The sequence below is a fragment of the Bradyrhizobium erythrophlei genome, from assembly GCF_900129425.1.
Classification (GTDB): domain Bacteria; phylum Pseudomonadota; class Alphaproteobacteria; order Rhizobiales; family Xanthobacteraceae; genus Bradyrhizobium; species Bradyrhizobium erythrophlei_C.
On sequence record NZ_LT670817.1, the window covers coordinates 5593288 to 5616682 of the forward strand.

A 23395-nucleotide genomic window follows, 5' to 3' on the forward strand; every position below is an offset into this window, starting at 1 on the left:
GCGTTTGTCGGCGGACGGCGAAGACGTGTGGTCCTGATGCCTCGACGCCGGCATCAAGTTTGCAAATCTTTTGCAAGCGACGGTGACAAGAAAGCCGATCACCGGGGAGAGCACGGTATAAGCCGTAAACCATTGCGTGCGGGAATGTCGGGTGATTTCCGGTGGCTCGCTGTGAATACTCGTGTGCATACTTACTACCAATAGCGCACACGAGGCTGCGGGTGCATCGGGCGCCCGGCATTCCCCACGCCCTCTGTTTTCAGGGCGGAGATTAATTGCAAACCTCGGGCGCATCGCGCCGCGAGATCGCGAAGGTGTGTCTGAGATTGGCTGTTTGAAAATTAAATCTGCGCACGCGCGTACGCGCGTTACCTCTCCCCTTGTGGGAGAGGTCGGATCGCATCGTCAGATGCGATCCGGGTGAGGGGTTACGCTCTGACGATAGACCTGAACCCCTCACCCCAACCCTCTCCCACAAGGGGAGAGGGAGCTCACCGCCGTTGCCGGAACACTGGTGTTTCAGTCATGGATTGCTTCGCGGACACTGTCACCTGCGCGCATTCGCGCGACCCGTTGGATCGCAATGACGGCGGGAGCGATGCCGGCACAACTCACGAAAACGTCGCGCTTACATTGCCCAATCCCGCCAGTTCCATCAGCACCGTGTCCCCCGCGGTGAGCCAGATCGTCTTGACGAGACTCCCGGTCAGCACGATCTCCCCTGCCCGCAGGCTTTTGCCACGGGCGGCGAGATGATTGGCGAGCCAGGCGAGCGCGTGGTGGGGATGGCCGAGCACATCGGCGCCGGTGCCTCGGCCGACTTCGACGCCGTTGATGACGGCGCGGCCGGCGACCTCGAGCAGATCGGGCGCGGCCGATCGCGCCACGGGTTTGCCGAGCACGCAGGCGGCGGCAAAGAAATCGTCCGCGACCAATGTCGGCGCGCCGATGCTCTGCCAGTCCATGTAGCGGTCATCGACGATCTCGATTGCCGGCAGATAGGATTCGATCGCGTGGGCGACCGCATCGGCGGTGAACGGCGCCTGCGAGGGCGCGAGATCGCGGCCAAGACGCACGGCGATTTCGCATTCGACGCCGACCCGGACGAAATCGGAATGGCGCAGCGACACGCCGCTGTCGTGAACGCCCTTTGTGAAGACGCTGCCGCCGCAGGGATGCGGGATGTCGAGATAGTGCTGCATCACTGCACTGGTGCAGCCGATCTTGTAACCCACCGGCGCGCCGAAATCGGCCGCCAGCAGATCGCGCAGCGCTTCCTGAATCCGGTAGCCGTCAGCTTCGGTCCGCGGCGCGAGTTCGGCGGCCAGCGGCTTGAGCGGCGTGCGGCTGCGGCGGGCAGCGGCGATGGCTTGCGCGGCCGCGAGGGTGTCGTTCATCGGCGGCTTCCGGCGTGCGTGCAATATGGACTAAACAAAAAAATAACCGCACGCGGCGGCCAGGACCTACTCGTCGCGATAGACCTTCTCGCGTTTTTCGTGGCGCTCCTGAGCCTCCACCGACAGCGTCGCGATCGGGCGGGCTTCCAGCCGCTTCAGCGAGATCGGCTCGCCGGTCTCCTCGCAATAGCCGTAGGTGTTGTCGTCGATGCGCTGCAGCGCCGCGTCGATCTTGGAGATCAGCTTGCGCTGGCGATCGCGGGCGCGCAGTTCGATCGCGCGGTCGGTCTCGGACGATGCGCGATCGGCGAGATCGGGATGATTGACGTTCTCTTCCTGGAGCGTCTGCAGGGTGATCCGCGATTCCCGCAGGATCTCGTCCTTCCAGGCCAGCAGCTTGGCGCGGAAATAATCGCGCTGGCGATCGTTCATGAAAGGCTCTTTTTCGGAGGGTCGATAATTTTTCAACTTTTCCAAGGCCAGCCCACTTGCAGTACAAGGCGGTCGGAAAATGGTCCGTCCGCGCGCGCCTTATATAGCGGTGTCTTGTGACAGACAATATCGCCCGCCGGCGGGAAACCGGGCAGGACCGGGTTTCCCCTATGGAACCCGTGCGCCGGGTCAGCCCCGGGGGCTGCCGGGCCTAGAATTGACCGGCTTTGGCGAGCTCGACTTCGACCCGCAGCTCGATCTCGGACAATACCGCGTCCAGGCCGGGATCGCCGGAGGTGGATTTGAGGTTGGCGGCTGCGTCGCGCAGCCGACTTACCGTGGAAGCGTTCAGATTGCCGGACAACAGCCCGATCTTGAGGTCGTCGAGCACGTCGAGCGCGCCCTTGCCGCGCTGCACCGAACGCTTGCGGCGCTCGACCGGATCCTCGATGCCTTGCATGGCCAGCAGCGCATCGATATTGGCCGCCGCCTTGGGCGCCACGGCGGGGCGGACTTCGGCGCTCGGGGTCGCGTCCGGCAGCGCAAAGCCGCTCGAATTGGTTCGCCTGGTGTTAGCCGTGGGCGATCCCAGCGTGGTTCCGTTCGGTCCGTTGATGCGCATGGTCTGGTCTCGCGGTGGCTCAGGCGAAGCTTCGCCCTTCTTTGGTTAACGGGGCGTAAACAGCCCGGCAAAATCTGCCGCCGAGCGGCAGTTTCGCCGTTGCGGCAACCCGGTTCCGCGGCAGCTCTATCTCATTTTATTGAACAATATCAATTAATTAGTCCGAAAAACAGGTGTGGCACAGGGCTCGCATAGTTAATGCCGGATCGCCGTCATGGGAGTGATGCGCAGGTCCGAAGTTCAGACCTCAGCGGGGAGCAGAGGATGCCAAGCGTCTATTCGGCAAACGTGTTTCGGGTGGCCTGCGCCGCGCTGCTGGCGCTCGCGCTGCCGCTATCCGTTATGCCTGCCGGCGCGACCTCGCGAATCAAGGATCTCGCCAATATCGAAGGCGTGCGGCAGAACCAGCTGATCGGCTATGGCCTCGTCGTCGGCCTCAACGGCAGCGGCGACACGCTGAACAACATTCCCTTCACCAAGCAATCGCTGCAGGCGATGCTGGAGCGGATGGGCGTCAACATCCGCGGCGCCACCATCCGCACCGGCAACGTCGCCGCCGTGATGGTCACCGGCAATCTGCCCCCGTTCGGCACCCAGGGCACCCGGATGGACGTCACGGTGTCCTCGCTCGGCGATGCCAAAAACCTGATGGGCGGCACCCTGCTCGTCACCCCCCTGCTCGGCGCCGACGGCAACGTCTACGCGGTGGCGCAGGGCTCGATCGCGATCTCGGGTTTCCAGGCCGAAGGCGACGCCGCCAAGATCGTCCGCGGCGTGCCGACGGTCGGCCGCATCGCTAACGGCGCCATCATCGAACGCGAGATCGAGTTCGCGCTCAACCGCCTGCCCAATGTGCGGCTCGCGCTGCGCAATGCCGATTTCACCACCGCCAAGCGCATCGCCTCCGCGGTCAACGATTATCTCGGCGCCAAGTCCGCCGAGCCGATCGATCCCTCGACCGTGCAGCTTACCATCCCCCCCGAATTCAAGGGCAACGTGGTCGCCTTCCTGACCGAGATCGAACAGCTGCAGGTCGACCCGGATCTCGCAGCCAAGATCATCATCGACGAGCGCTCCGGGATCATCGTGATGGGCCGCGACGTCCGCGTCGCCACCGTCGCCGTGGCGCAGGGCAATCTCACCGTGACGATTTCCGAAAGCCCGCAGGTCAGCCAGCCCAATCCGCTGTCGCGCGGCCGGAGCGTGGTGACCCCGCGCAGCACCGTCTCGGTTAGCGAGGACGGCAAGAAACTGGCGGTCATGAAAGACGGCGTGTCGCTGCAGCAGCTGGTCGACGGCCTCAACGGGCTCGGCATCGGCCCGCGCGACCTGATCGGCATTCTGCAGGCGATCAAGGCCGCGGGCGCGATCGAAGCCGACATCGAGGTGATGTGATGCAGATCAACCTCAGCAACAGCCTGCCCCGCGGCGCGGCCGCCACAGCCAAGATTCCTTCCATCAACGGCCGGCCGGACTATCAGCTCGCCGATGCCCTGACCAAGGTCTCGCCGCAGGCGCAGGCCAAGGCCAAGGCGACGGCGACCGATTTCGAGGGGATGTTTCTCAATCAGATGTTTGCGCAGATGACCAACGGCCTCAAGGGCGACGGCCCGTTCGGCGATACCCAGGGCACCGGGGTGTGGCGCTCGATGCTGACCGAACAATATTCGAAATCCTTCGCCAAGGCCGGCGGCGTCGGAATTTCCCACGAGGTCTATCGCACGCTGATTCTGCACCAAGCCAGCCAGGCCCAGCAAGCCAACCGTTCCAATTAGATCCAGGGGAGCCCGACATGAATCAGCAACCACAGCGGCAGCAGGCCCCCACGCCGATCCCGATGGCCGCGACGCCGGCCGAAGCCCGCAAGCTCGCCGAGAACCTGATGGATGTCATGAGCGCGCTGCTCGGCGTCATCGAACGCGAAACCGAACTGGTTCGCGCCGGCAAGCTGCGCGAGGCGATGGCGTTCGAGCCGAGAAAGACGGAGCTGTCGCGCCGCTACGTCAGCGCGATCGCGCATCTGAAGGCCAGCCAGAAATATCTGTACCAGACGGCGCCGGAGCTGTTGAACACGCTGCATCGCCATCACGACGTGTTTCGCGCCATGCTGCAGATCAACCTCACGGTGCTGGCGACGGCGCACGCGGTCTCCGAAGGCATCGTGCGCGGCGTCAACGCCGAGGTTCAGCGCCGCAATATTCCCAACACCTATACCGCGGCCGGACGACGCGCGGCACCGGGACCGCGGCACCTCACGCCGCTGGCGGTCAGCCGCTCGCTCTGAGCGCGAACGCTGCGCGCCCGAAAAATAGCAACAGTTTTCATCAACTTTTCGCACCGGCTTCAACGCGGCATTCAGCGCATTCGCTAACCGAACGTTGAGAGGTGCAGGTCATAGTTGCATAGGGAAAGGGGTTGGGATTTGACTCGACGGAAGCCAGGAGGCGGCCATGAGCACGGATTTCAGCATCAGGCCGGTGGGCGCACCGGCGGCTACGCCTGTTGTGCAGCCTGTCAGCCAGGCGGCTAACAACGCAGTCGAGACCCAACTGCCCGCGAGCCAAAGCGTCACGGTTGCGGACCCGAGCGCAGGCGCCGGCAGCTATTCGCCGGTAGCAAGCGATTCCGTATCGCATCAGGCGTTTATCGATCAGGCCGCAGCCTCGATCGTCTATCAGGTCATCGATACCAAAACGGACACGGTGGTACAGCAGTATCCCGACGAGGCGATGCTGCGCCGCCGCGCCTATTTCCACACGCTCGACCTGACCAAAGGCGATCCTGCACGCTCGATCGCCACCGACCGCACGGCCTGAGGTCAGGCGCTGTTGGTGGTGCCGGCGGTCCGGATCGCGTTATGCTGTGCGGCGCGACCACATTGCGGCTGTTGGGGTGCGAGTTCCGGGCCGTTACGGCCTTCCTGACAGACCCGCAGCGATATTGGAATTGATGTCGATCAGTGACTGCAGTTTTTCGGGCTTCGGATCGGTTTGCATTTCAATGGTTCGCTGCATCACAAAAACTGCGATGTTCATGATGTTTTGGCGAACCTCAACCGGCTGGGGATTATCATTGCTTTCCGCCGCGCTCATGAAAATGGTCCAGAGCCGGCGGTTGAACAGAAGTGCTGCGTGCATCCGTTTGTCGGCGCCAGCCCAGTTGGTCTGAACTTCGACCAGTTTTCTTGCCGCCATCAGCAGCGTCTGCGCTTCGATTTCGCGAGGAGAAGAAGATTCTCGGGCGGTGCGAGCGTAGGCGTTAGCAGCATGGGACATTCATAACCTCGACGGCGGTTTTATGCGGGACGTGGGTTTCCGAATTGCCCAAGGTTTACTTCGATGCCTATAAAGTATTGGTTAGCATCGGCTCTAAAAACGGCGAGGTTTTCCTCGCCGGTTCGATCTTGTTTCTCGCGGTCGAGATCAGCGCAGCAGCTGCAACACGCTCTGCTGCGACTGGTTGGCGAGCGCCAGCGCCGAGACCGCGATCGACTGGCGGGTCGACAGCGCCTGGCTGTTGGCCGCTTCCTGGTTGGGGTCGGCGACTGTCAGGTTCGATGCGCCGGTCTGCAGCACGTTGATCAGGTTCTTGTTGAAGTCCTGACGGATTTCCACGATCGACAGGTTCGAACCAAGGCTCGATGCCTCCGTGCGCAGCGTGGTGCTGGCGCTGCTCAGCGCGGTCAACGCTTTGTTGGCCGAGTTGTTGTCGAGGAAGTCGGTGCCTGCGGTAAGCGTCGAGAGATTGAGGCCGGCGGTGTTGAAGGTGACGCCGGTAATCGCCAGCTTCGAAGCGCCGGTCTCGTCGAACGTCAGATTGAGGGTATCGCCGTTCAGCAGGTTGACGCCGTTGAAGGACGAGTCCTGCGCGGTGGTGTTGATCTGCTGCAGCACGTTGTTGTACTGGGCGACCAGGCTGGCGCGTGTGGCCAGCGAGTTCGGATCACCGACCGGAGCTGGACCCGCACCGGCCGTGAACACCGTAGCCGACCCGCCAATCGTGCCGATCGTCGACGAAGCTGCGTTGTTGGTGGTCTCGATGTTGATCTGTCCGGTCGTGCTGATGCTGGCCTGCAGGTTGTTCGCCGCCAGCGCGGTATTGAGCGCATTGAGCGTCGAGATTTGCCCGGCGCCGGTTCCGAAAGTGATGTTGGTCGCCGTGCCGCCGCCGGTAGCGGCGATCGTGAGCGTCTCGCCGGAGAGCGTGGGGTTCGTGCCGCTGGTGTTCCCCACAGCGACGCCGGTCGTGCCGGTGGCCGCGCCAGTCACGACCTCGGCGGTGGTTGTGACGTTGGAGCTCGCACCCGTTGTGCCCGAAGTGAACACCAATTTGCCGCCCGAAACCGAAGCGACGGTGGACCCGAACTGGTAGTTGGTGAGGTTGGCGACATCAGATGCGCTCAGGCTGTTAGCGTTGAGCGAAGTACCATTTGCCGTGTTGTACGCCGTAACATTTGCGGAGCTGAGCGTGATGGTCTTGGCCGTACCACCATCGACCGCGACAGAGAAGGCTATGGAGCCCGTACCCAAATTGACGGTCGTGAAGGCACCGGCGGTGACCGAACCAGCAGTGCCCGGGCCGAGCAGGTTGTTCGCCGTGGCGCCAGTGATGGCGGTCGAGGTCACATTGGACTTGGTCGTATAGCCGACCGGGCTCTGCAGCACCTGATTGGCGATCGACTGGGCGCTGGCGACCAGGCTCTGCAGCGAGGTGATGCCGGTGTTGGCGGCCTGAAGCACCTGCACGCCGTTGCCGATGCTGTCCAGCAGGTTATTGATATCGCTGGCGCGGTTGTTGAGGCCCTGCGCCGTGAAATATTCGGTGGGATTGTCGAGCGCCGTATTGACCTTGTTGCCCGTGGCGAGATCGTTTTGAGTGGTCGCGAGCAGGGCGGCGGTCGACTGCAGCGAGAGCAGGTTCTGGCGAACCGATGCCGAAAGAACAATACCGGACATGTGTCAAACCCTTCCTAGTTCATGTCCGTAGTTCTACCGAGACTCCTTTAAATTAACGTTAATGCCGGCTTAAGGGGTTTGATTAACGCTTTCCAAAGCGAAAAACGGCGGGGTTTCCCCCGCCGCTTCAATGTCGTTTTTGCCGGAGCGATCAGCGCAGGAGCTGAAGCACGCTCTGCTGCGACTGGTTGGCGAGCGCCAGCGCCGAGACCGCGATCGACTGGCGGGTCGACAGCGCCTGGCTGTTGGCCGCTTCCTGGTTGGGGTCGGCCAGCGTCAGGTTGGACGAGCCGGTCTGCAGCACGTTGATCAGGTTCTTGTTGAAGTCCTGGCGGATCTGCACGATCGACAGGTTCGAACCCAACGCGGATGCTTCCGAGCGCAGCGTGGTACTGGCGTTGCCCAACGCGGTCAACGCTTTGTTGGCCGAGTTGTTGTCGAGGAAGTCGGTGCCCGCGGTAAGCGTCGAGAGACTGAGGCCGCTGGTGTTGAAGGTAACGCCGGAAATCGCCAGCTTCGAAGCGCCGGTCTCGTCGAACGTCAGATTGAGGGTATCGCCGTTCAGCAGGTTGACGCCGTTGAAGGACGAGTCCTGCGCCGTGGTGTTGATCTGCTGCAGCACGTTGTTGTACTGGGCGACCAGGCTGGCGCGTGTGGCCTGCGAGTTCGGATCAGCGACCGCAGCTGGACCCGCACCGGCCGTGAACACCGTAGCCGACCCGCCAATCGTGCCGATCGTCGACGAAGCTGCGTTGTTGGTGGTCTCGATGTTGATCTGTCCGGTCGTGCTGATGCTGGCCTGCAGGTTGTTCGCCGCCAGCGCGGTATTGAGCGCATTGAGCGTCGAGATTTGCCCGGCGCCGGTTCCGAAAGTGATGTTGGTCGCCGTGCCGCCGCCGGTAGCGGCGATCGTGAGCGTCTCGCCGGAGAGCGTGGGGTTCGTGCCGCTGGTGTTCCCCACAGCGACGCCGGTCGTGCCGGTGGCCGCGCCAGTCACGACCTCGGCGGTGGTTGTGACGTTGGAGCTCGCACCCGTTGTGCCCGAAGTGAACACCAATTTGCCGCCTGAAACCGAAGCAATGGTGGACCCGAACTGGTAGTTGGTGAGGTTGGCGACATCAGATGCGCTCAGGCTGTTAGCGTTGAGCGAAGTACCATTTGCCGTGTTGTACGCCGTAACATTTGCGGAGCTGAGCGTGATGGTCTTGGCCGTACCACCATCGACCGCGACAGAGAAGGCTATGGAGCCCGTACCCAAATTGACGGTCGTGAAGGCACCGGCGGTGACCGAACCAGCAGTGCCCGGGCCGAGCAGGTTGTTCGCCGTGGCGCCAGTGATGGCGGTCGAGGTCACATTGGACTTGGTCGTATAGCCGACCGGGCTCTGCAGCACCTGGTTGGCGATCGACTGGGCGCTGGCGACCAGACCTTGCAGCGAGGTGATGCCGGTATTGGCGGCCTGCAGCACCTGCACGCCGTTGCCGATGCTGTCGAGCAGGTTATTGATGTCGCTGGCGCGGTTGTTGAGGCCCTGCGCGGTGAAGAAGTTGGTGGGATTGTCGAGGGCCGAGTTGACCTTGTTGCCGGTGGCGAGGTCATTCTGGGTGGTGGCAAGCAGCGAAGCAGTCGACTGCAGCGAGAGCAGGTTCTGGCGAACCGACGCAGAGAGAACAATACCGGACATTTTTCATACCTTTCTGGTGTGAAACTGGAGTGAGCCTAGTCCCAATCTTTTTTGATCGGGCGACTGGCCGACGTTGGAACCAAGTTTCTAACAAAGCATGAATCGATACCGTCCTGCCGCTTTCCTGGTCACGCCGGCGAAGCGCCAAACGGCGATTTCGTGATCGCACGGCTTGAAGACAGCGCTGATATCATTGCACATTCTCGCGGCTCCCTGTGCTGTTTACGCGGCGTTAACCGCGATAGGAAAGGATTGCGCATCGGCGATAAGGCATCAGCACGTATCGTGTGCAAACCATAGCCGGCACTCATCCGAATTCGCTGTAGCGACGGCTTGCGTGAGAAGCGGCAACGGAGAACAGCCATGGCCCTGAAAGTCGAGCTCAAGCCAAACGAACGGATCATCATCGGCGCCTGCGTGATCACCAATACGGATCAGCGCGCCCGGCTATTGATCGAAGGCGACAAGGTTCCGATTCTGCGCGAAAAGGACATCCTGACCCCGGAAACCGCCAATACGCCGGCCAAGCTGGTCTATCTGGCGGTGCAGTTGATGTATATTTCGCCGGATCCCCAGGTCAATCACGGCACCTACTTCAATCTCGTGCGCGATATCGTCACCGCCGCGCCGAGCGCGTGGCCTATCATCGAGGGCATCAACAACAATATCCTGAGTGGCGATCTCTATCGGGCCCTGAAGGAAGCCAGGAAACTCGTTGCCTACGAAAAGACCCTGCTGGATCACAACAAAGCCCGGAACAACCGCGAAGCCGGCATGGAAGAGCAGCGTTCCGCCTGAGCCCAAGCGGATCGCTTACATCGCGAGCGGCGGGGACCGCTCGACATCCAGCACGAGGCCGTCGTCGGAAGACGATCGTTGTGCGCCGAACGCCAGCACCGCGGAGATCAGGGCGTCGATATCGCAGGTGTCGGTGCGGTGATTGACGATCGCCGCGCGTATCGCGAGCTGGCCGTCGAGAACAGTCGTCGACGGCGCCGCGATCCCGGACTCCTGAATGTCGACGACAATATTGCGGTTTACCTCGTCGGCATCGGCGGAGCGATAGCGGAAGCAGACGATATTGAGCTGCACCGGCGCCAATAGCTCAAGCCGCGGCTCGGCCAGAATTCGGGCTTCCAGATATCCGGCGAGCGCACAGCTGCGCGTGATGACCGCCCCCAGCTTTTCGGTTCCGTAGGTCTTCAAGGTGAACCATGTCTTGAGCGCCCGGAAGCCGCGCGACAGATCGGGCCCGAGATCGCAAGGCCACGCCGAGCCCGCGGCAAGCCCTCTTGTCTCGCGGCGCAGATACGCCGCCGGCGCGGCAAACGTCTGGCGATGGCGGTCGCCGTCGCGAACGATCAGGAAGCCGGCGTCATAGGGGACCTGCCCCCATTTGTGAAAATCGAAGGCAATCGAATCCGCGTTTTCCAGTCCGGCGAGCCGCGGCGCGAGTACCGGCGAGAGAATCCCGAGCGCACCATAGGCACCGTCGACGTGAAACCAGAGCCCCTCTTCCCGGCACAGCGAACTCAGCTCCAGGAGATCATCGATGGCACCGATATCGACCGTGCCGGCCGACCCGACGACGAGGAAAGGCCTCAGGCCGGCGCTGCGGTCCGATGCAATCCGCTCGCGCAACGCCGCCACGTCGATGCGGTGGGATCGATCCGCCTCGATGCAGCGCAACGCATCGCTGCCGAACCCGGCGAGATCCATAGCCTGGGCGATGCAGCCATGCGCCGCCGTCGAGGTATAGGCCCGCAGTGAGGCGCCTTCGTCGCCGACGCCGGACTGCCGGACCGACGCTCCCAGCAGCGTCGTTCGCGCCACCAGCACCGCCATCAAATTCGCCATCGACGTGCCGGTGACGAAAATCCCGCTCGCCCCGCTCGGAAAACCGAACATCGAGCGCGTCCATTCGACGATCTGACGTTCAACCTCGATCGGCATGTGATCACGGCCGCCGAGATTGGCGTTCAGTCCGGCCGCCAGCATCTCCGCCAGCATGCCGACGGCGGTGCCGCCGCCATGCACCCATCCCATGAAGCCCGGATGGACGTTGCCGGTCGCATAGGGAGCGATGAAGTCGGTGAATTCCCGATAGACATCGCCGAGATCGGATGGCTGGCTTGGTAACTCAGCACGAAACCGGGCGCGGGCGTCATCCGGTATCGGTGTCCAGACCGGGCGATCCCTGATGTTGGCGACGTAGTCGAACATGTCATCGAGCATGCGATGACCCTGGGCACGAATGTCGTCCCAGTTTTTCGGATCGAGCGTCTCGCTGGATTCGGATTGCAGCGGTGCTTCGCGCAGTACGCTGGTCACGCCGCGCGCTCCCGGCCCAGTCGGGCGCGGATGTCGAGCATGTCGGCGAACGCATCGAATATCTTGCGCATCTGCGGCGGCTTGTACGGAAAGACGTCTGGCGGGTCCATGTTGTGAACAATGGCGGTATTGTCCGCCTCAAAGATCAGCAGCGATCCGCTCTTTGTTTCCGCACAGTCCACGATAAAATAATCAAGGCCGACGCGATCGGCCAGGCCGGTCAGCGCGGTCTGGTGGCGGCGCGCGAAGCCGATGTCGAACGTCCGCATGAAGGTCTCTTCTTCGAGACGCTTGGCCGCACTGTCCGACATTCCCGCGTTGAGATACCAGATGTCCCAGCGTTCGGCGATCGCCATGTGGCAGGCGTAGGGCCGACCATCGACGAACACGACACGGTACTTGCGAAACAGGCCGTCAGCGCCGGAGTAATCGACAAACCGCGAGATGAAGAATTCCTGTTCCTGCCGTTGCTCAAGATAGCGCGCCAGCGCGGCGCGGTCGTCGAGCTTGGCGAGACCTGCCCCGGCATGCGATCCGCGCGGCCTGACGATAACAGGAAAGGCAAGTTCGGCTGCGATCTCTGCGAGGGCGAGGACCGAACTCGACACGTCGGCCATCTGCTCACGTGCGATAGCGATCGTCGCCGGAATCTCGAGACCGTCGATTCCATCCAACAGGCGATGCAGCTTGTCGCGATCCATATTGCCAATGAGCTCCGGCGGATTCAGAAGCGGCCGCGGCCAGCGCGACACCGCACCGTCGATCTTGCGCAGCGCATCCCGGCAATCCTCCGAATCGGAGGCGATCACGATAGCGATGTCATGCTCGGGCAGCGGCACGGGCAATTCGACTTCCGGGATGACATACAGCGTCATCAGTTCGATCCCGGAATCCTCCAGCAAAAACTCGATCGGCGTATTGCTGCCCATGTCGGTCGCAGCCGCCAGCGCAAGAACGCGCAGCCGGGGACGCCTCACCGGACAGGGCGAACGGAACAGTTGATGGGACGCAAGCACCTCATGCTGGATCGCAAGACCCGCCTGCTTGTCACCCAATAGTTGCGCGATCAGCGACAGATCGAGCCCCTCGCCTGCCTCGGCGGTACCGTCGAGCAGTTTGGCTATCAGGTTTCGCCACATCGGGCGAAGATCCTTGCCGTCGAACGCCATTTTCGCAAGTCTGGCCATGCCGATCCGATCAGCGCAGAGTGGTTCGGTAACTGCGATCCGATCGAAATCAGGCTGCATGTAAGGGCTCCGAAGGCGAGTATTCAGGCAGCGTCCGCCGCGCTGACGGGTACGGCAAATTGCGACGAGACATCGCCGTGAAAAACCGACGGGCCGACATGATCGAGGCGGCTCTCGATATCAGCCCAGATTTCGCCGCCGATATCGGTCCAGCGTTTGCAGAAGGCAAAATCCTCGCTGAGATAAGTCCCGGTTTTTGGATCGATCATGCACTCGAACAATGCAAACCGGTTGAGACTTCCCGCGAGGGCATCGAGAGAATGTTCGCGCAAGAACTGCAGCGATGCATAGGCCGGATGCGCGCACATCTTTTCGAGAACGTGACGCCTGATCATCAGGAAACCGGTTCCGGCATAGCGCACGCGGGTAAATCCATTGACGACGACGACATGATCCGGATCCTCGATCTCCAGCACGTAATCGAGCGCGGCCGACGCCACTTGCGGCCGGTCCGACATCAGCACCCGCTTCGCCTTGTCCCAGTTGACGCGCTTGATCGGATAGACACCGGCAACCATGTCCGCGCCGCATTCGATCAGCCGGAATACCTGCTCGGGCGTAAAGCCTATATCCGCGTCCACAAAAAGGAAATGTGTCGCGGTGGGATCGTCGAGGAATATCGTCACCAGGTTGGCGCGCGCACGGGTGATCAGCGCATCGCCATCCCGCATCAGAACCTTGAGATCGATGTTGGATTTCGATTGGATGGTCCGCTGCAATTGAAAAATCGAGCTGGCGTAGATGCTGGAGACCTGACCGCCGAAGCAGGGCGTGGCCACCACAAGGTGAATTTGGTCGGTCATGAACGGCTCCGAAGCGGCGGACGCCGCCTGCACTTCTCACCAAACAGTAAATAGACGTGGTTAACGAAATCCTAACGCCGGCAGGTTCGCCACGCCTGGCGACGGCGGGCTGGTCAATTGCCGCAGTCGCTCGCCGACACGCGTAATAACGCTTTCCCAGTCGCCAAAGGCCGGTTGCCGGAACAACTCCGCCGTCGGGTACCACGGGCTGTCCCCGCGATTCCTCATCCAGCGAAAATCCGCCGCGTAGGGAAGCAGGATCAGGACTGGCTTGCCCAGCGCTGCCGCCAGATGCGCGACGGCGGTATCGACCGACACCACGACATCGAACAACGAGATGACGGCGGCGGTATCGGCGAAATCACGCAATCCGTCGCCAAGGTGGACAAGGTTCGGCAGGCCACGCAGGACTTCGCCGTCCGCGCTGCGCAGATCGCTCTGCAGGCTGAAACACTGGACCGGCGGATTCTCAAACAACGCGGCGAGACGCGCCAATGCTATCGACCGGTTACTGTCGTTTTTGTGCGACGGCTGACCGGACCAGACAAATCCGGCGCGCGGGCTTCCCGCCGGCAAACGATCTCGCCAATAGGCGACACGCTCCGCGGGCGCAGCCAGATATGGAATGGCCGCCGGGATCGTCTCTAACCGGGTTCCCGATGCGAGGGGAAGGCTGAGCAGAGGACAGTGCAAGTCGAACGCCGGAAGCGGTGCACCGGAAGCAACGACGGTAATGCCCTCGAGCTGCGACAACAGCGGCTGCAACTCCGGCTGAACCTCACAGATGACTTTCGCATCCCGGCCGGCAAGCAGCGAGGCATAGCGAATGAACTGGATCGTATCGCCAAACCCCTGCTCGGCGTGGAGCAGAATGGTTTTCCCGGAGATGGGCTGGTCTCCCAGCCACAACGGCGCCTGAAACTGGCGACGGTGTCGGACAAATGCGCCCGTCTTCCAGCGCCATTCATATTCCTTCCAGCCGGCCTCGAAATCGCCCATGGTCAGCCGCGTCATGGCGGCCTCGAAATGGGCTTCAGCAAACTCCGGCGCGGTCGCGAGCGCAGCCTCGAAGTGAGCGAGCGCTTCGACGGGCCTGTCAAGCCGGCGAAGCGCGTGACCCCGATTGGTCAGGATCTGCGGATGACCCGGCATCGCCGCAAGCGCCTTGTCGTAGCTCGCCATCGCTTCAACGGGCTGGTTCTGTCGCAGCAGCGCATTGCCCCTGTTTACGAGAGCCCCGACGTGGCCCGGCTTGCGCGTAAGCACGTCATCGAAATTCGAAAGCGCCTCGGCGACGTGGCCAAGTGCGAGACAGGCATTGCCGAGATTGTAGAGAATTTCCGGATGATCCGGCGCAAGGTGCAATGCGTTGCGGAAACTTGCAATGGCCTCGTCGTAGCGTCCGGTGGTGTGAAGCGCCAGCCCGAGATTCGACATCGCATCCGCGGAGCTGGAATTAATCCTGAGTGCTTCCGAGAGGAAGTGGAGCGCCTCGACCATGCGATGGCGCTGGAAGTTGAGCATTCCAAGCAAGTGCAATGCATCGAAGTCCCGGGGCCGGTGTTCCAGAATTCCCGTGCACAGCCGTTCCGTCTTGTCGAGATCGCCTTGCTGAAAGGAGCTGAAAGCCTGCCGCTGCAAGCGGGACAGGTTCGGCATATGCCCGGATGAATTTTTCCGCTTCGCCGACAAAGGGCAGTCTTTCCCGGGGATACACCATCTCGAAAGCAGCCGAAGCCTCGACCAGACTGGGAGAGCTGCCAGATCGATTTCGAATCAGCCAATGCCTTCCAAGTTAGCATTTTCTCCGGGCGTTCCGCTCCCGGAAGCAGACTATCCGTTAGCCGACCGGTAGATATTTGGTCAGAGTGAGCTGCGAGAGCATCGAGGTGGTCTGGTAGGACGCCTGCAGGCTGTTCTGAAGCGCCAGGATCTCACTGGCCACCTGATCGGTAGAAACGGTTTCGGTCGTGTTGACGATGTTTTGCAGCATCGATTGGGACTGGGCCTGGCGGGCTCCGGCATCCTGTATCGTCGTCTGCGCGGTTGCCATGTCCGTCTGAATATCCTGGATGGTTTGCTGCCCCGGCTGCGGCGTCAGATTTTGTGTTATCCGACTGCTCAGTGCCGAGATTTGCGCGGCCGAATTCGTTCCTGTCGGCGAGGCCGTGAACGCGGCATAAACGGCCAGCGCTTGAACCTGCGAACGAATCGCCGGTTCGTCAGCCTGTATCCCGTATTGCACGGTCACCGACTGATCGACCAGGGCGGTCGACGATGCGCGCGCCGAACTGGTCGGTCCCGGATTGCCGGTGTACCAGGACACCGTGTTCGCCGGCGTGCCGCTGACCAGCGACGTCGCAGACCCCAGCGGGGAGCCGCTGACCCGCAGCGGCGGCAGGGTCGCCGTCGCGGTGCCGCCGCTGAAACCGAGCGCCGCGAACGCGGCGGAGTTCGAACTGCTGACCGTCAGGGGCGCGCCGTCGTTGGACTGCAGCGTGACCACGCCGCCGCTGATGGTCGACGGGGTCGTGGTGCCGCTGATGGAGTCGATTTTTGTCAACAACGTCTGGACGCTGTCGGTGACGTTGAGCTCGTTGCCGGTCGCGCCGGAGGCGACGAAAGTGATGGGCGTGCCGTTGACGGTGATGGTGTCGCCAGCCGCAAAACTGCTGGCCAGCGAGTTCGTGCCCGAGACGCCGGACAACGCCGTCGCGCCGGTGACCGGAGCGGGCGGAGTAGCGTGGTTGTTGACCACGGCTCCCGTGGCTGCGCCGTCTGAACCGAAGAAATCATTTCCGGCCTCAACCGCCGACGCGGCCACCAGCGACGTATTGGCCACCGTTCCGATCGCGGTGGTCAGCGCCGCGTTCAGGTTGGCGGCGGTTGCCGTCGAGTTGGCGCCGATGGCGAAGCTTCCGGCCGGCGGCGGATTTGCGCTTGAGGCCGTCAATTGAATCGATTGGGTGGTGCCGTCGGGCAGATTGAACGTGAAGCTGACCTGATCACCCGGGTTCGGATTGGTGGCGCCAAGGTCGACCGAAATGGCCGCTGGCGAGCCGGCGGGGCCACTGACGGTCGCGCCCGTCAATGTCGACGACACCGAATTGAGCTTCAGACCGAACGGCGAGCCTGCGACGTCTTCGGCGACGTTCACCGCGGTCGGCGTCGACGGTGGCGTCGAAATAACCAATCGCCCGGTCGGCGGCGTTCCGGTACCGAGATCGGCCTGCAGGCGTTCGGCGGTCACCTGCTTCAATCCGGCCTGCGAGCTGGTTCCATTGAGGATGGTGTCGAGCGAGGCCACCGACGGCGTATTGATGGCGCTGCCCGAAAACAGATAGCGGTCGCCCGATTGGGTATTGAGAATGCCCAGCATCGAAGACAGCTGGGACATGGCGGTTTGCTGACCGATGGTCTGACCGTTGCTGCCGAGAGTTTGCGATGCGCTGTTCGCGCTCGTTTGAACCGTGGTTCCAATGTTGACCAGGGCCTGCAGCGCGGTGTTGGCAACGCCGATGTTGGTCGTGATGTTGGTCATCGTGTCGGTGAATGCGGAAATGCTGGCCAGTTGCGACCGCGCCGCGATGGCGAATCCCTCGTTGACGCCCATGCCGGCATAGGTGGTCGACTTCTCTCCGGTGGCGAGCTGCGTCGACAGGTTGGTGAGCTGGTTGTTGATGTTCAGCACCGCCTGTCCGAGGGCAGAGCTGGCATAACTTACGCTATTGATGGCCATCGGGATCGCCTTACAATTGAGCCTGCAGCAGGGTATTCATCATGCTTTGAACGACCGACATCACGTGAGCATTGGCGGCGTAGGCGTTCTGGAGCGCGATCAGGTTCGACATTTCGGTGTCGATACTGACGCCGGCAGTGGAATTGAATTTCTGCTGCAACGTGTTGACAACAACGTCCTGGCCCTGCTGCAATTGCGTCGCCGACGTGGCCGCATTGGCTTGCAGGCTGATAAATTGCTGCATGTAGCCGGTGAGCGTCCCCGTGAACGGCGCCGCGCTCGAACCGAGTCCCGTTTGCGGGGAATAGGTGGACGTCCCCGAGGTCAGCTGCGTATAGAGAAAGTTCGAACGCGTGGCGTCGCCGGGCTGTGTCGCCGGCGAGGTGCTGTACACCGTCATGTTCGATGGATTGCTGAGCAGCGCCGGATTGACCTGGATGCGCCCTGCAAGCCCGGTCATTTGCGAGCCGCTGCCGGTGATCGCGCCGGTGTACAGCGAACTGCCGTCGGTAAACAATGGCAGCTGAGCGCTGCCGCCCGCAAGCGATGAAACTGTTGCCGTGACTGAGGCCGAGTTGACGGTCGCCGTATTGGTGCCGTTGTCGACCACGCGCAGCGTCGAGCCGGAGGGATTGGAGAATTGCAGATTGGAACTGCTGCCGAGCGCCGCGGTCACTTGCGCGACGACGGATGCCATTCCGCCGGAGAAATTGACGCCGATCACCGGATTGTTGGGATTGCCCCCGGTATTCGACAACGGAAGCGCGGACGGATCATTGACCTCCACGATCGTGACATTGTGCTGGGTGCCGGTAGCAGTGTCGGTATAGGTGAAATTGAGCGTATTGCCGGGCTGCATGTTCGACAGATTGAGATCGAATCCGGCCTTCGGCGCCAGCGTGGCGGGGGCGGCAGTACCCGCGGTGGTCTGGTCCGACAGCGCGCTCGACATCGACGCCGCAAGCTGATCGACCTGCGTCTGCGCCTGGACCAGAGTCTGGTCGCGCAGTGTCAGATCGGCGGCGATCTGCCCCGAAGTGATCGTATTGTTCGCGACCATGTCAAAGGAAGCGCCATTCGGAAGTTGGATCGTGAGCGAACCAACGCCGGATTTGCTCGGATCGGTATTGTACAGCGAGTTGGCGGTCAGCGCGCCCGGCGAGCTGAACGCCATCTGGGAGGCCTGCCCGGCGGCTACCAGCTGAATCCCGGAATTCGTGAACACGCTGGTCTGGTTGGAAGCGTCGGTAACGACCCGCACATCCATCAATGTCGACAGCTGATTGATCGCGGTATCTCGTTGATCCATCAGCGTCGCGGCGGCGGGATCGGTTGGACTCAATCCCTGCAGCTGGGTATTGATCGTCGCGATCTGGGTCAGATCCGTGTTGGCCTGGCCCACAGCGGTACCGATATCCTGGTTCACGTTCGAGCGCAGCGACTGGATGCCTTGCGACGTTGTATTCAGTTGCTGCGCCAGTGATTGCGCCGCCGACAACGCCGAGACCTGAGCGGATTGGGTGCCCGAATTCGCCGACAGCCCCTGCAGCGCCGTCGTGAAATTGCTCAGCGCCGTTTCGAGGGTATTGCTGCTTCCAGGCGTCCCGTAGACGCTTTGCAGCTGGCCCAGAATATTCGACATCTGGTCGGCATAGGCGCCGCCGGAGGTTTCGGTGCGCAATTGGCTCTGGACGTACAGATCGAGCTGGCGGCTGACGCCGGTGACCTGGACGCCCGAGCCCGCGCCGCCGCTGGCCGTTTCGATCTGGTTGACGGTTTGGGTGACGTAGCCGGGCGTCTGCGCGTTCGCGACATTGCCCGACACAACCGAAAGCGCGGCCTGGTTGGCGCGCAGACCGGACATCGCAGTGGCGAGGGCTGAACTCAAACCCATCTTTATGGCCCGCCTTGAATTACGTCATACCGATTACTGCCGGCACCGATCAGCGCAGCACGGCCAGCAAACTCTGAACCATGTCGTTGGCCGTGGTGATTACCTTGGTGTTTGCCGAGTAGGCCTGCTGAGTGACGATCAGCTTGGTGAACTGGTCGGCGATGTCGGTGTTCGATCCTTCGAGCGACGAACCGCTGATGGTTCCGGAGGCGCCGGCGATGGCCGCTCCCGACTGTTCGGTCGGAGCATAGGCTTCGCCGTTGAGCGCCTGCAGGTAATTCGTACCGTTGAAGTGCGACAGCGTCACCGAGGCAAGATCGAGGTTTTGACCGTTGGAAAACGTGCCGACCACGAGGCCGTTATTGTTGATGGCAACCGACTGAAGCTGGCCGGCGGCATAACCGTTTTGCTGGATGGTGTTGATGGTCGCGGTGCCGCCGGTGCTGGCAAATTGCGTCAAACCGTTGGAGCCGAGGTTGAACGAAACGTTTCCGAGGGATTGACCGCTCACGGTCACTCCCGGGATGGTGATGGCGGTACCCGACGGACTCGACAGAGATCCATTGGAGTTGAACGTAAAGTTTTGACCAACGTTGACCCAGCCGACCTGCGTGCCGGTTGCGGTAGGATCGGTCTGATAGAAAAGATTCCAGGTGTCCTGATGCGGGCTGCCGAGCGCGGCGCTGTCGCTCTTGACCCAGCGCAGCTGCACGTTGACCGGCGTTCCCGCCGCGTTGTAGCCCGTCACCGCGCCGCCGCTGATGGATTCATTGTTAAAAGCCGTGAGGTCGTTTCCAATTACGAAGCCGGTGCCGATGCCGCCGCCGCCGGTGCGTGCTGCCGTCATGGTGGTCGGGAAGCCCAGCGCGCCGAACGCCGACGCGTTGTTACTGGCGACGCTAAGATTGGCCGCCGTGCCGGTATGCAGCGTAATCGCGCCGGTGCTTGCGTTGATGGTCGGTGCAACGCCGGTGATCGCGGCGATCTTCCCGAGGAGTGTCCCGACGGTGTCAGAGATGTCGATGTTGATAGGAGTAACGCCGACGGCAGTGGTGCCGGCCGTGGAGCCGGTGTTCACGAAGTTGATAACCTGGCCGTCCACCGTGATGGTATTGCCGGCCACAAAGCTGGACGTCAGCGAGTTGCTTGGGGCCGTCCCGGACAGCAGCGTTGCGGCTGTGATCGGGCCCGGCGTTGCAGCCTGGTTCAGGGCAGCGGAGCCGGTGACTGCGTTGTCGCCAAAAGGCGTCGCCGGCGTGCCCAACACCAGGGGATTCTGGGTGAAGTCGGCGGTGTTCAACCCTCCGTACCCGGTGATGGTGCCCGCGGCCGCGGTCGTGCTTGCCGTGGTCGCCGGCACCGTCGGAAGGTTCGCGGCATATTGAATGGAGCTGGTGGCCTGCGCGGGAACGAAGTTATTCTGGAATTGAAGCACCTGCGGAACGTTGCCGGTTGGGTTTCCGGTCTTGGAATCGACCGTGACACCCATCAGATAATATCCCGCGCCGTTGACGAGATTGCCGTTGGCATTGACCTGAAAATCGCCGGCGCGGGTATAGTCGGTGATGCCGCTGAAGACCGGCTGATTGTCCACCGTGCCGGTGGAGGCCTGCACCGAGAAGAAGCCGTCACCGTTGATCGCCATGTTGGTGGCGACGGTCGATGCGGAGACGGTGCCTGACGTCGAGATCGTCGCTTGCGCGTAGGCGGTGACGCCACCTGACACCTGCCGGCTGGGCGTGGTTGCGTCCGGAATGAGATCCTCGAAACTGGTATTGATGCCCTTGTAGCCGACGGTCGAGGCATTCGCGATGTTGCCGGAAATATTCTGCAGCGAGAAGGATTGAGCCTGCAGGCCGCCAACCGCGGTAGTCAGTGCATCGAAGATACCCATAACATTGTCTCCATTCGAGCCGGGCGGCCAGCCGGCATTGCCGTGCCATGGCCGTCATCGAAGGAGACATCGCAAGCGCTATGCCAAAATAGAAAACGCATGATATCAAACACTTGAATAGAAATGCCCCGGTCCGAAGACCGGGGCACAATTGCCGGGCGGGCAACAATTGCCGGGCCTATATAGCGTTTTTCGCGCGAAGTGGATTCCGGTTCGCGTAAAGAAAACGCGTCAAAGCAAAGCTAAACGCGCTCAGGTCGCCGACGGCGCGGCCGGATGAAACACCAGTGCGAAGCCGTCCATGCAGTAGCGGAGCCCGGTCGGCTTCGGCCCATCGTCGAAGACGTGACCGAGATGACCGCCGCAACGGCGGCAGTGGATTTCGGTCCGCACCATCCCAAAGGTGCGGTCTTCGGTCTTGCCGACGGCGTTCTCGAGCGGCTGATAAAAACTCGGCCAGCCGGTGCCGCTTTCATATTTCGTCTCCGAGGAGAACAGCGGCAGGTCACAGCCGGCGCAGGCGAAGATGCCCTTGCGATGCTCCTTGAGCAGCGGGCTCGATCCCGGGCGCTCGGTGCCTTCCTTGCGCAGGATTTCATATTGCTCCGGCGTCAGCTGTGCGCGCCACTCCGCGTCGGTCTTTTCGACCTCGAATTTCTCCGCGGCCTGGGCCGGGGAGGCTCGCAGCCACCGGAAGGCGGCCAGGCCAAGCAGGCTGGCAACGGATGCGAGCAGGATGCGACGGTCAATCATGGTGGTCTCCGTGCGAAGCGAAATCCGAATGGTTCGCTCTCAAATACGGGGCGCAAGAGGGTAAGTTACACCGAATGCGGTGGAAATTTCTCACTTTCTTGCGAGACGCCCCCACCATCGCCATCGCCCTGCTCTGTCGCAGCAGGCGGAGGGGGGCGCTGAGGACGCGGGCGGCCCGGTGGCAAAGGTCGACCCGGCGGCGGCCGCCGCGGCGGCCTGGTTCCAGCCTGGCGGTTGGCCTCGGCCAGACGCGCTTCGCGAACCCGCTCGCGGATCCGCGCTCTTTCCCGGTAACGGGCCAGCGCACCGGCGGCGGCGGAACTTCCGCGCGCCCACATCCCGATGACATACCCCGCGGCGCGGCCGGTCGGGCCCCCGGCCCAGACCAGCTCGAACGGAGAAAACAGCCGCCAGCGCTCGTCGCCCCACAGGATGCTGCGTGCAATCAGCTGCCCGGCCATCGCCGACGTGTTCAAACCCTGACGGCCAAAGCCGCTCGCGACCCACAGCCCGCGACGCAACTGGCCGATCTGCGGCATGCCGTGCACGGTCTGTCCGACGACGCCACCCCAAACCTCGGCAATCTCAGGCCTTCCCAACTGGGGAAAAATCGTGCGGATTCGGCGCGCAATGGCGGGCGCAAAACGCTCCGGCCGCGCCGCCCAGGTGGTTTCCGGACTTGCCCACATCAGGCGGTCGCCATCCACAATCCGGAAATGGTCGATGCCATCGGTGTCGGTCACCGATCCCCGAAAGGCGACGGCATCGGCCAGGCGCTCGCCGAGCGGCGCGGTCACGGCGGCGTAACGCCAAACCGGCAGCAGCGTTTCCGACAGCCGCCGCAACGGCGCGCCGAGATGGATATTGCCGGCGAGCACGATGTGCGAGGCACGCAAACGCGCCGTCGGCGTGACGATGCGCTTGCGAATGCCGGAAGCATCGATGCTGACCACCGGGGTGTCCTCGAAGATCCGTGCGCCGGCCCGTCGCGCCAGCGCCGCAAGGCCGTGGACGTATTTGCGGCCGTCGATCTGAAACGCCTTGGGATAGTAAACGCCGTGGAAGTAACGCTCGGTCTTGAGCTCGGCGCGCACGCGGTCGACCTGCCACCCCTCCACTTCGGTCCCGAAATCCTCGCCGAGCATTTGCAGCCGGCTGATGAGCTGATCGCCGACATCGACGTTGGAGACTTCCAGCGCCCCCTCGCTCAGCGCAATGCCGGGAATCAATTGTTCCGACGCGGTGGCCCGGACAAAATCGGCGCCTTGCTTCGACAGCGACCAGAGTTCGCGGGTGTCTTCGAAGCCGATGCGCGCGATCAGGTCGCCAATCGGAAGACCGTAGCCCGGCATGACCGTGCCGAGCTGATGGCCGGACGCGTTCCAGCCGACATGCCGGCCTTCGAGAACGGCGACGCTGGCTCCGAGCCGCGCCGCCTCCAGCGCCACCGTGAGGCCGGCGAGCCCGGCGCCGACGACACAGATATCCACATCCAGATCGAACGAAAGCCGCGAGCGCTCCGGTATCGCCGGGGCGTCGGGTCCGATGGCTGCGCTTGTAGAAATCTCGCTCATAGCGTTTTCTTACGGACCGATCCGGCCCTTGTCACCTTGTCTGGCAGGGCGCCTTGTACATTAATCTGCA

Annotated in this window: 21 protein-coding genes; 6 read left to right on the forward strand and 15 right to left on the reverse strand. The window is 62.5% G+C overall.

Features of this window, described 5'->3' with window-relative positions; translation table 11 throughout:
* Window positions 1–611: 611 nt before the first annotated feature.
* The 3 genes from B5527_RS26910 to B5527_RS26920 all read right to left on the reverse strand — a co-directional run bounded on the left by B5527_RS26910 (window position 612) and on the right by B5527_RS26920 (window position 2451).
* Window positions 612–1397, reverse strand: a complete 786-nt coding sequence (locus B5527_RS26910; protein ID WP_079604230.1) for a 2-keto-4-pentenoate hydratase — start codon at window positions 1395–1397, stop codon at window positions 612–614.
* Between the two features lie 66 nt (window positions 1398–1463).
* A complete protein-coding gene (gene dksA / locus B5527_RS26915; RefSeq protein WP_154072547.1) occupies window positions 1464–1829 on the reverse strand; it encodes an RNA polymerase-binding protein DksA in 366 nt (121 codons plus the stop codon).
* A 211-nt stretch (window positions 1830–2040) separates the two neighbouring features.
* Window positions 2041–2451, reverse strand: coding sequence for a flagellar assembly protein FliX (locus tag B5527_RS26920; RefSeq protein ID WP_079604232.1), 411 nt, complete (start codon window positions 2449–2451; stop codon window positions 2041–2043).
* Between the two features lie 264 nt (window positions 2452–2715).
* Here B5527_RS26920 and B5527_RS26925 point away from each other — a divergent pair, with 264 nt between their 5' ends.
* From B5527_RS26925 to B5527_RS26940, 4 genes are all read left to right on the forward strand, one after another.
* Window positions 2716–3846, forward strand: a complete 1131-nt coding sequence (locus tag B5527_RS26925) for a flagellar basal body P-ring protein FlgI (protein ID WP_079604233.1) — start codon at window positions 2716–2718, stop codon at window positions 3844–3846.
* Window positions 3846–4226, forward strand: coding sequence for a flagellar assembly peptidoglycan hydrolase FlgJ (flgJ, locus tag B5527_RS26930; protein WP_079604234.1), 381 nt, complete (start codon window positions 3846–3848; stop codon window positions 4224–4226). The genes B5527_RS26925 and flgJ overlap by 1 nt, the downstream gene beginning before the upstream one ends.
* Window positions 4227–4243: 17 nt before the next feature.
* Window positions 4244–4735 (forward strand): hypothetical protein, encoded by a 492-nt coding sequence (locus tag B5527_RS26935; RefSeq protein WP_079604235.1) that lies wholly within the window; start codon window positions 4244–4246, stop codon window positions 4733–4735.
* Between the two features lie 166 nt (window positions 4736–4901).
* Complete coding sequence (locus tag B5527_RS26940; RefSeq protein WP_079604236.1) at window positions 4902–5267, forward strand: hypothetical protein; 366 nt, start codon at window positions 4902–4904, stop codon at window positions 5265–5267.
* A gap of 93 nt (window positions 5268–5360) precedes the next feature.
* Here B5527_RS26940 and flaF read toward each other — a convergent pair whose 3' ends face one another.
* From flaF to B5527_RS26955, 3 genes are all read right to left on the reverse strand, one after another.
* Window positions 5361–5726, reverse strand: coding sequence for a flagellar biosynthesis regulator FlaF (gene flaF, locus B5527_RS26945; RefSeq protein ID WP_079604237.1), 366 nt, complete (start codon window positions 5724–5726; stop codon window positions 5361–5363).
* A 147-nt stretch (window positions 5727–5873) separates the two neighbouring features.
* Window positions 5874–7406, reverse strand: coding sequence for a flagellin (locus B5527_RS26950; RefSeq protein ID WP_079604238.1), 1533 nt, complete (start codon window positions 7404–7406; stop codon window positions 5874–5876).
* Between the two features lie 151 nt (window positions 7407–7557).
* Window positions 7558–9090, reverse strand: coding sequence for a flagellin (locus tag B5527_RS26955; protein ID WP_079604239.1), 1533 nt, complete (start codon window positions 9088–9090; stop codon window positions 7558–7560).
* 363 nt (window positions 9091–9453) lie between these two features.
* Between B5527_RS26955 and flbT the strand changes: the two genes are divergently transcribed.
* Window positions 9454–9888, forward strand: a complete 435-nt coding sequence (gene flbT / locus B5527_RS26960; RefSeq protein ID WP_079604240.1) for a flagellar biosynthesis repressor FlbT — start codon at window positions 9454–9456, stop codon at window positions 9886–9888.
* Between the two features lie 15 nt (window positions 9889–9903).
* On the opposite strand, the gene B5527_RS26965 is transcribed toward flbT, so the two are convergent.
* The 4 genes from B5527_RS26965 to B5527_RS26980 all read right to left on the reverse strand — a co-directional run bounded on the left by B5527_RS26965 (window position 9904) and on the right by B5527_RS26980 (window position 14995).
* Complete coding sequence (locus B5527_RS26965) at window positions 9904–11421, reverse strand: pyridoxal phosphate-dependent decarboxylase family protein (RefSeq protein WP_245332262.1); 1518 nt, start codon at window positions 11419–11421, stop codon at window positions 9904–9906.
* Window positions 11418–12608, reverse strand: coding sequence for an ATP-grasp domain-containing protein (locus tag B5527_RS26970; RefSeq protein ID WP_079607532.1), 1191 nt, complete (start codon window positions 12606–12608; stop codon window positions 11418–11420). Before B5527_RS26970 ends, B5527_RS26965 begins: the two co-directional genes overlap by 4 nt.
* An 83-nt stretch (window positions 12609–12691) precedes the next feature.
* Window positions 12692–13471, reverse strand: a complete 780-nt coding sequence (locus B5527_RS26975; protein ID WP_079607533.1) for a hypothetical protein — start codon at window positions 13469–13471, stop codon at window positions 12692–12694.
* Window positions 13472–13531: 60 nt separating this feature from the next.
* Window positions 13532–14995, reverse strand: a complete 1464-nt coding sequence (locus B5527_RS26980) for a tetratricopeptide repeat protein (RefSeq protein ID WP_425305107.1) — start codon at window positions 14993–14995, stop codon at window positions 13532–13534.
* Between B5527_RS26980 and B5527_RS45490 the strand changes: the two genes are divergently transcribed.
* Window positions 14954–15142 carry a hypothetical protein gene (locus B5527_RS45490; protein WP_172842676.1) on the forward strand — a complete coding sequence of 63 codons (189 nt, stop codon included), beginning with the start codon at window positions 14954–14956 and terminating at the stop codon, window positions 15140–15142. The genes B5527_RS26980 and B5527_RS45490 overlap by 42 nt on opposite strands.
* Window positions 15143–15311: 169 nt before the next feature.
* Here the strand turns inward: B5527_RS45490 and B5527_RS26985 are convergent, their stop codons facing one another.
* From B5527_RS26985 to B5527_RS27005, 5 genes are all read right to left on the reverse strand, one after another.
* Window positions 15312–17210, reverse strand: coding sequence for a flagellar protein (locus B5527_RS26985; RefSeq protein WP_079604242.1), 1899 nt, complete (start codon window positions 17208–17210; stop codon window positions 15312–15314).
* Between the two features lie 10 nt (window positions 17211–17220).
* Complete coding sequence (gene flgK, locus B5527_RS26990; RefSeq protein WP_079604243.1) at window positions 17221–19104, reverse strand: flagellar hook-associated protein FlgK; 1884 nt, start codon at window positions 19102–19104, stop codon at window positions 17221–17223.
* 49 nt (window positions 19105–19153) lie between these two features.
* Window positions 19154–20998: a flagellar hook-basal body complex protein gene (locus B5527_RS26995; RefSeq protein ID WP_079604244.1), complete on the reverse strand. Its 1845-nt coding sequence runs from the start codon at window positions 20996–20998 to the stop codon at window positions 19154–19156.
* Window positions 20999–21250: 252 nt separating this feature from the next.
* The gene (msrB, locus tag B5527_RS27000) at window positions 21251–21751 is read right to left on the reverse strand and encodes a peptide-methionine (R)-S-oxide reductase MsrB (protein ID WP_079604245.1); all 501 of its coding nucleotides are present in this window, start codon (window positions 21749–21751) and stop codon (window positions 21251–21253) included.
* Window positions 21752–21816: 65 nt separating this feature from the next.
* The gene (locus tag B5527_RS27005) at window positions 21817–23325 is read right to left on the reverse strand and encodes an NAD(P)/FAD-dependent oxidoreductase (protein WP_079604246.1); all 1509 of its coding nucleotides are present in this window, start codon (window positions 23323–23325) and stop codon (window positions 21817–21819) included.
* Window positions 23326–23395: the final 70 nt, after the last annotated feature.

Excerpts from the sequence above, each read along its gene's own strand:
- msrB (WP_079604245.1), bottom strand. The coding sequence starts at position 21,751 with ATGATTGACCGTCGCATCCTGCTCGCATCCGTTGCCAGCCTGCTTGGC.
- B5527_RS26920 (WP_079604232.1), bottom strand. The coding sequence starts at position 2,451 with ATGCGCATCAACGGACCGAACGGAACCACGCTGGGATCGCCCACGGCT.
- B5527_RS26955 (WP_079604239.1), bottom strand. The coding sequence starts at position 9,090 with ATGTCCGGTATTGTTCTCTCTGCGTCGGTTCGCCAGAACCTGCTCTCG.
- B5527_RS26970 (WP_079607532.1), bottom strand. The coding sequence starts at position 12,608 with ATGGCCAGACTTGCGAAAATGGCGTTCGACGGCAAGGATCTTCGCCCG.
- flgK (WP_079604243.1), bottom strand. The coding sequence starts at position 19,104 with ATGGGTTTGAGTTCAGCCCTCGCCACTGCGATGTCCGGTCTGCGCGCC.
- dksA (WP_154072547.1), bottom strand. The coding sequence starts at position 1,829 with ATGAACGATCGCCAGCGCGATTATTTCCGCGCCAAGCTGCTGGCCTGG.
- B5527_RS26995 (WP_079604244.1), bottom strand. The coding sequence starts at position 20,998 with ATGGGTATCTTCGATGCACTGACTACCGCGGTTGGCGGCCTGCAGGCT.
- flgJ (WP_079604234.1), top strand. The coding sequence starts at position 3,846 with ATGCAGATCAACCTCAGCAACAGCCTGCCCCGCGGCGCGGCCGCCACA.
- flbT (WP_079604240.1), top strand. The coding sequence starts at position 9,454 with ATGGCCCTGAAAGTCGAGCTCAAGCCAAACGAACGGATCATCATCGGC.
- B5527_RS26925 (WP_079604233.1), top strand. The coding sequence starts at position 2,716 with ATGCCAAGCGTCTATTCGGCAAACGTGTTTCGGGTGGCCTGCGCCGCG.
- flaF (WP_079604237.1), bottom strand. The coding sequence starts at position 5,726 with ATGTCCCATGCTGCTAACGCCTACGCTCGCACCGCCCGAGAATCTTCT.
- B5527_RS27005 (WP_079604246.1), bottom strand. The coding sequence starts at position 23,325 with ATGAGCGAGATTTCTACAAGCGCAGCCATCGGACCCGACGCCCCGGCG.
- B5527_RS26940 (WP_079604236.1), top strand. The coding sequence starts at position 4,902 with ATGAGCACGGATTTCAGCATCAGGCCGGTGGGCGCACCGGCGGCTACG.
- B5527_RS26980 (WP_425305107.1), bottom strand. The coding sequence starts at position 14,995 with ATGCTCAACTTCCAGCGCCATCGCATGGTCGAGGCGCTCCACTTCCTC.
- B5527_RS26910 (WP_079604230.1), bottom strand. The coding sequence starts at position 1,397 with ATGAACGACACCCTCGCGGCCGCGCAAGCCATCGCCGCTGCCCGCCGC.
- B5527_RS26950 (WP_079604238.1), bottom strand. The coding sequence starts at position 7,406 with ATGTCCGGTATTGTTCTTTCGGCATCGGTTCGCCAGAACCTGCTCTCG.
- B5527_RS26935 (WP_079604235.1), top strand. The coding sequence starts at position 4,244 with ATGAATCAGCAACCACAGCGGCAGCAGGCCCCCACGCCGATCCCGATG.
- B5527_RS26975 (WP_079607533.1), bottom strand. The coding sequence starts at position 13,471 with ATGACCGACCAAATTCACCTTGTGGTGGCCACGCCCTGCTTCGGCGGT.
- B5527_RS26985 (WP_079604242.1), bottom strand. The coding sequence starts at position 17,210 with ATGGCCATCAATAGCGTAAGTTATGCCAGCTCTGCCCTCGGACAGGCG.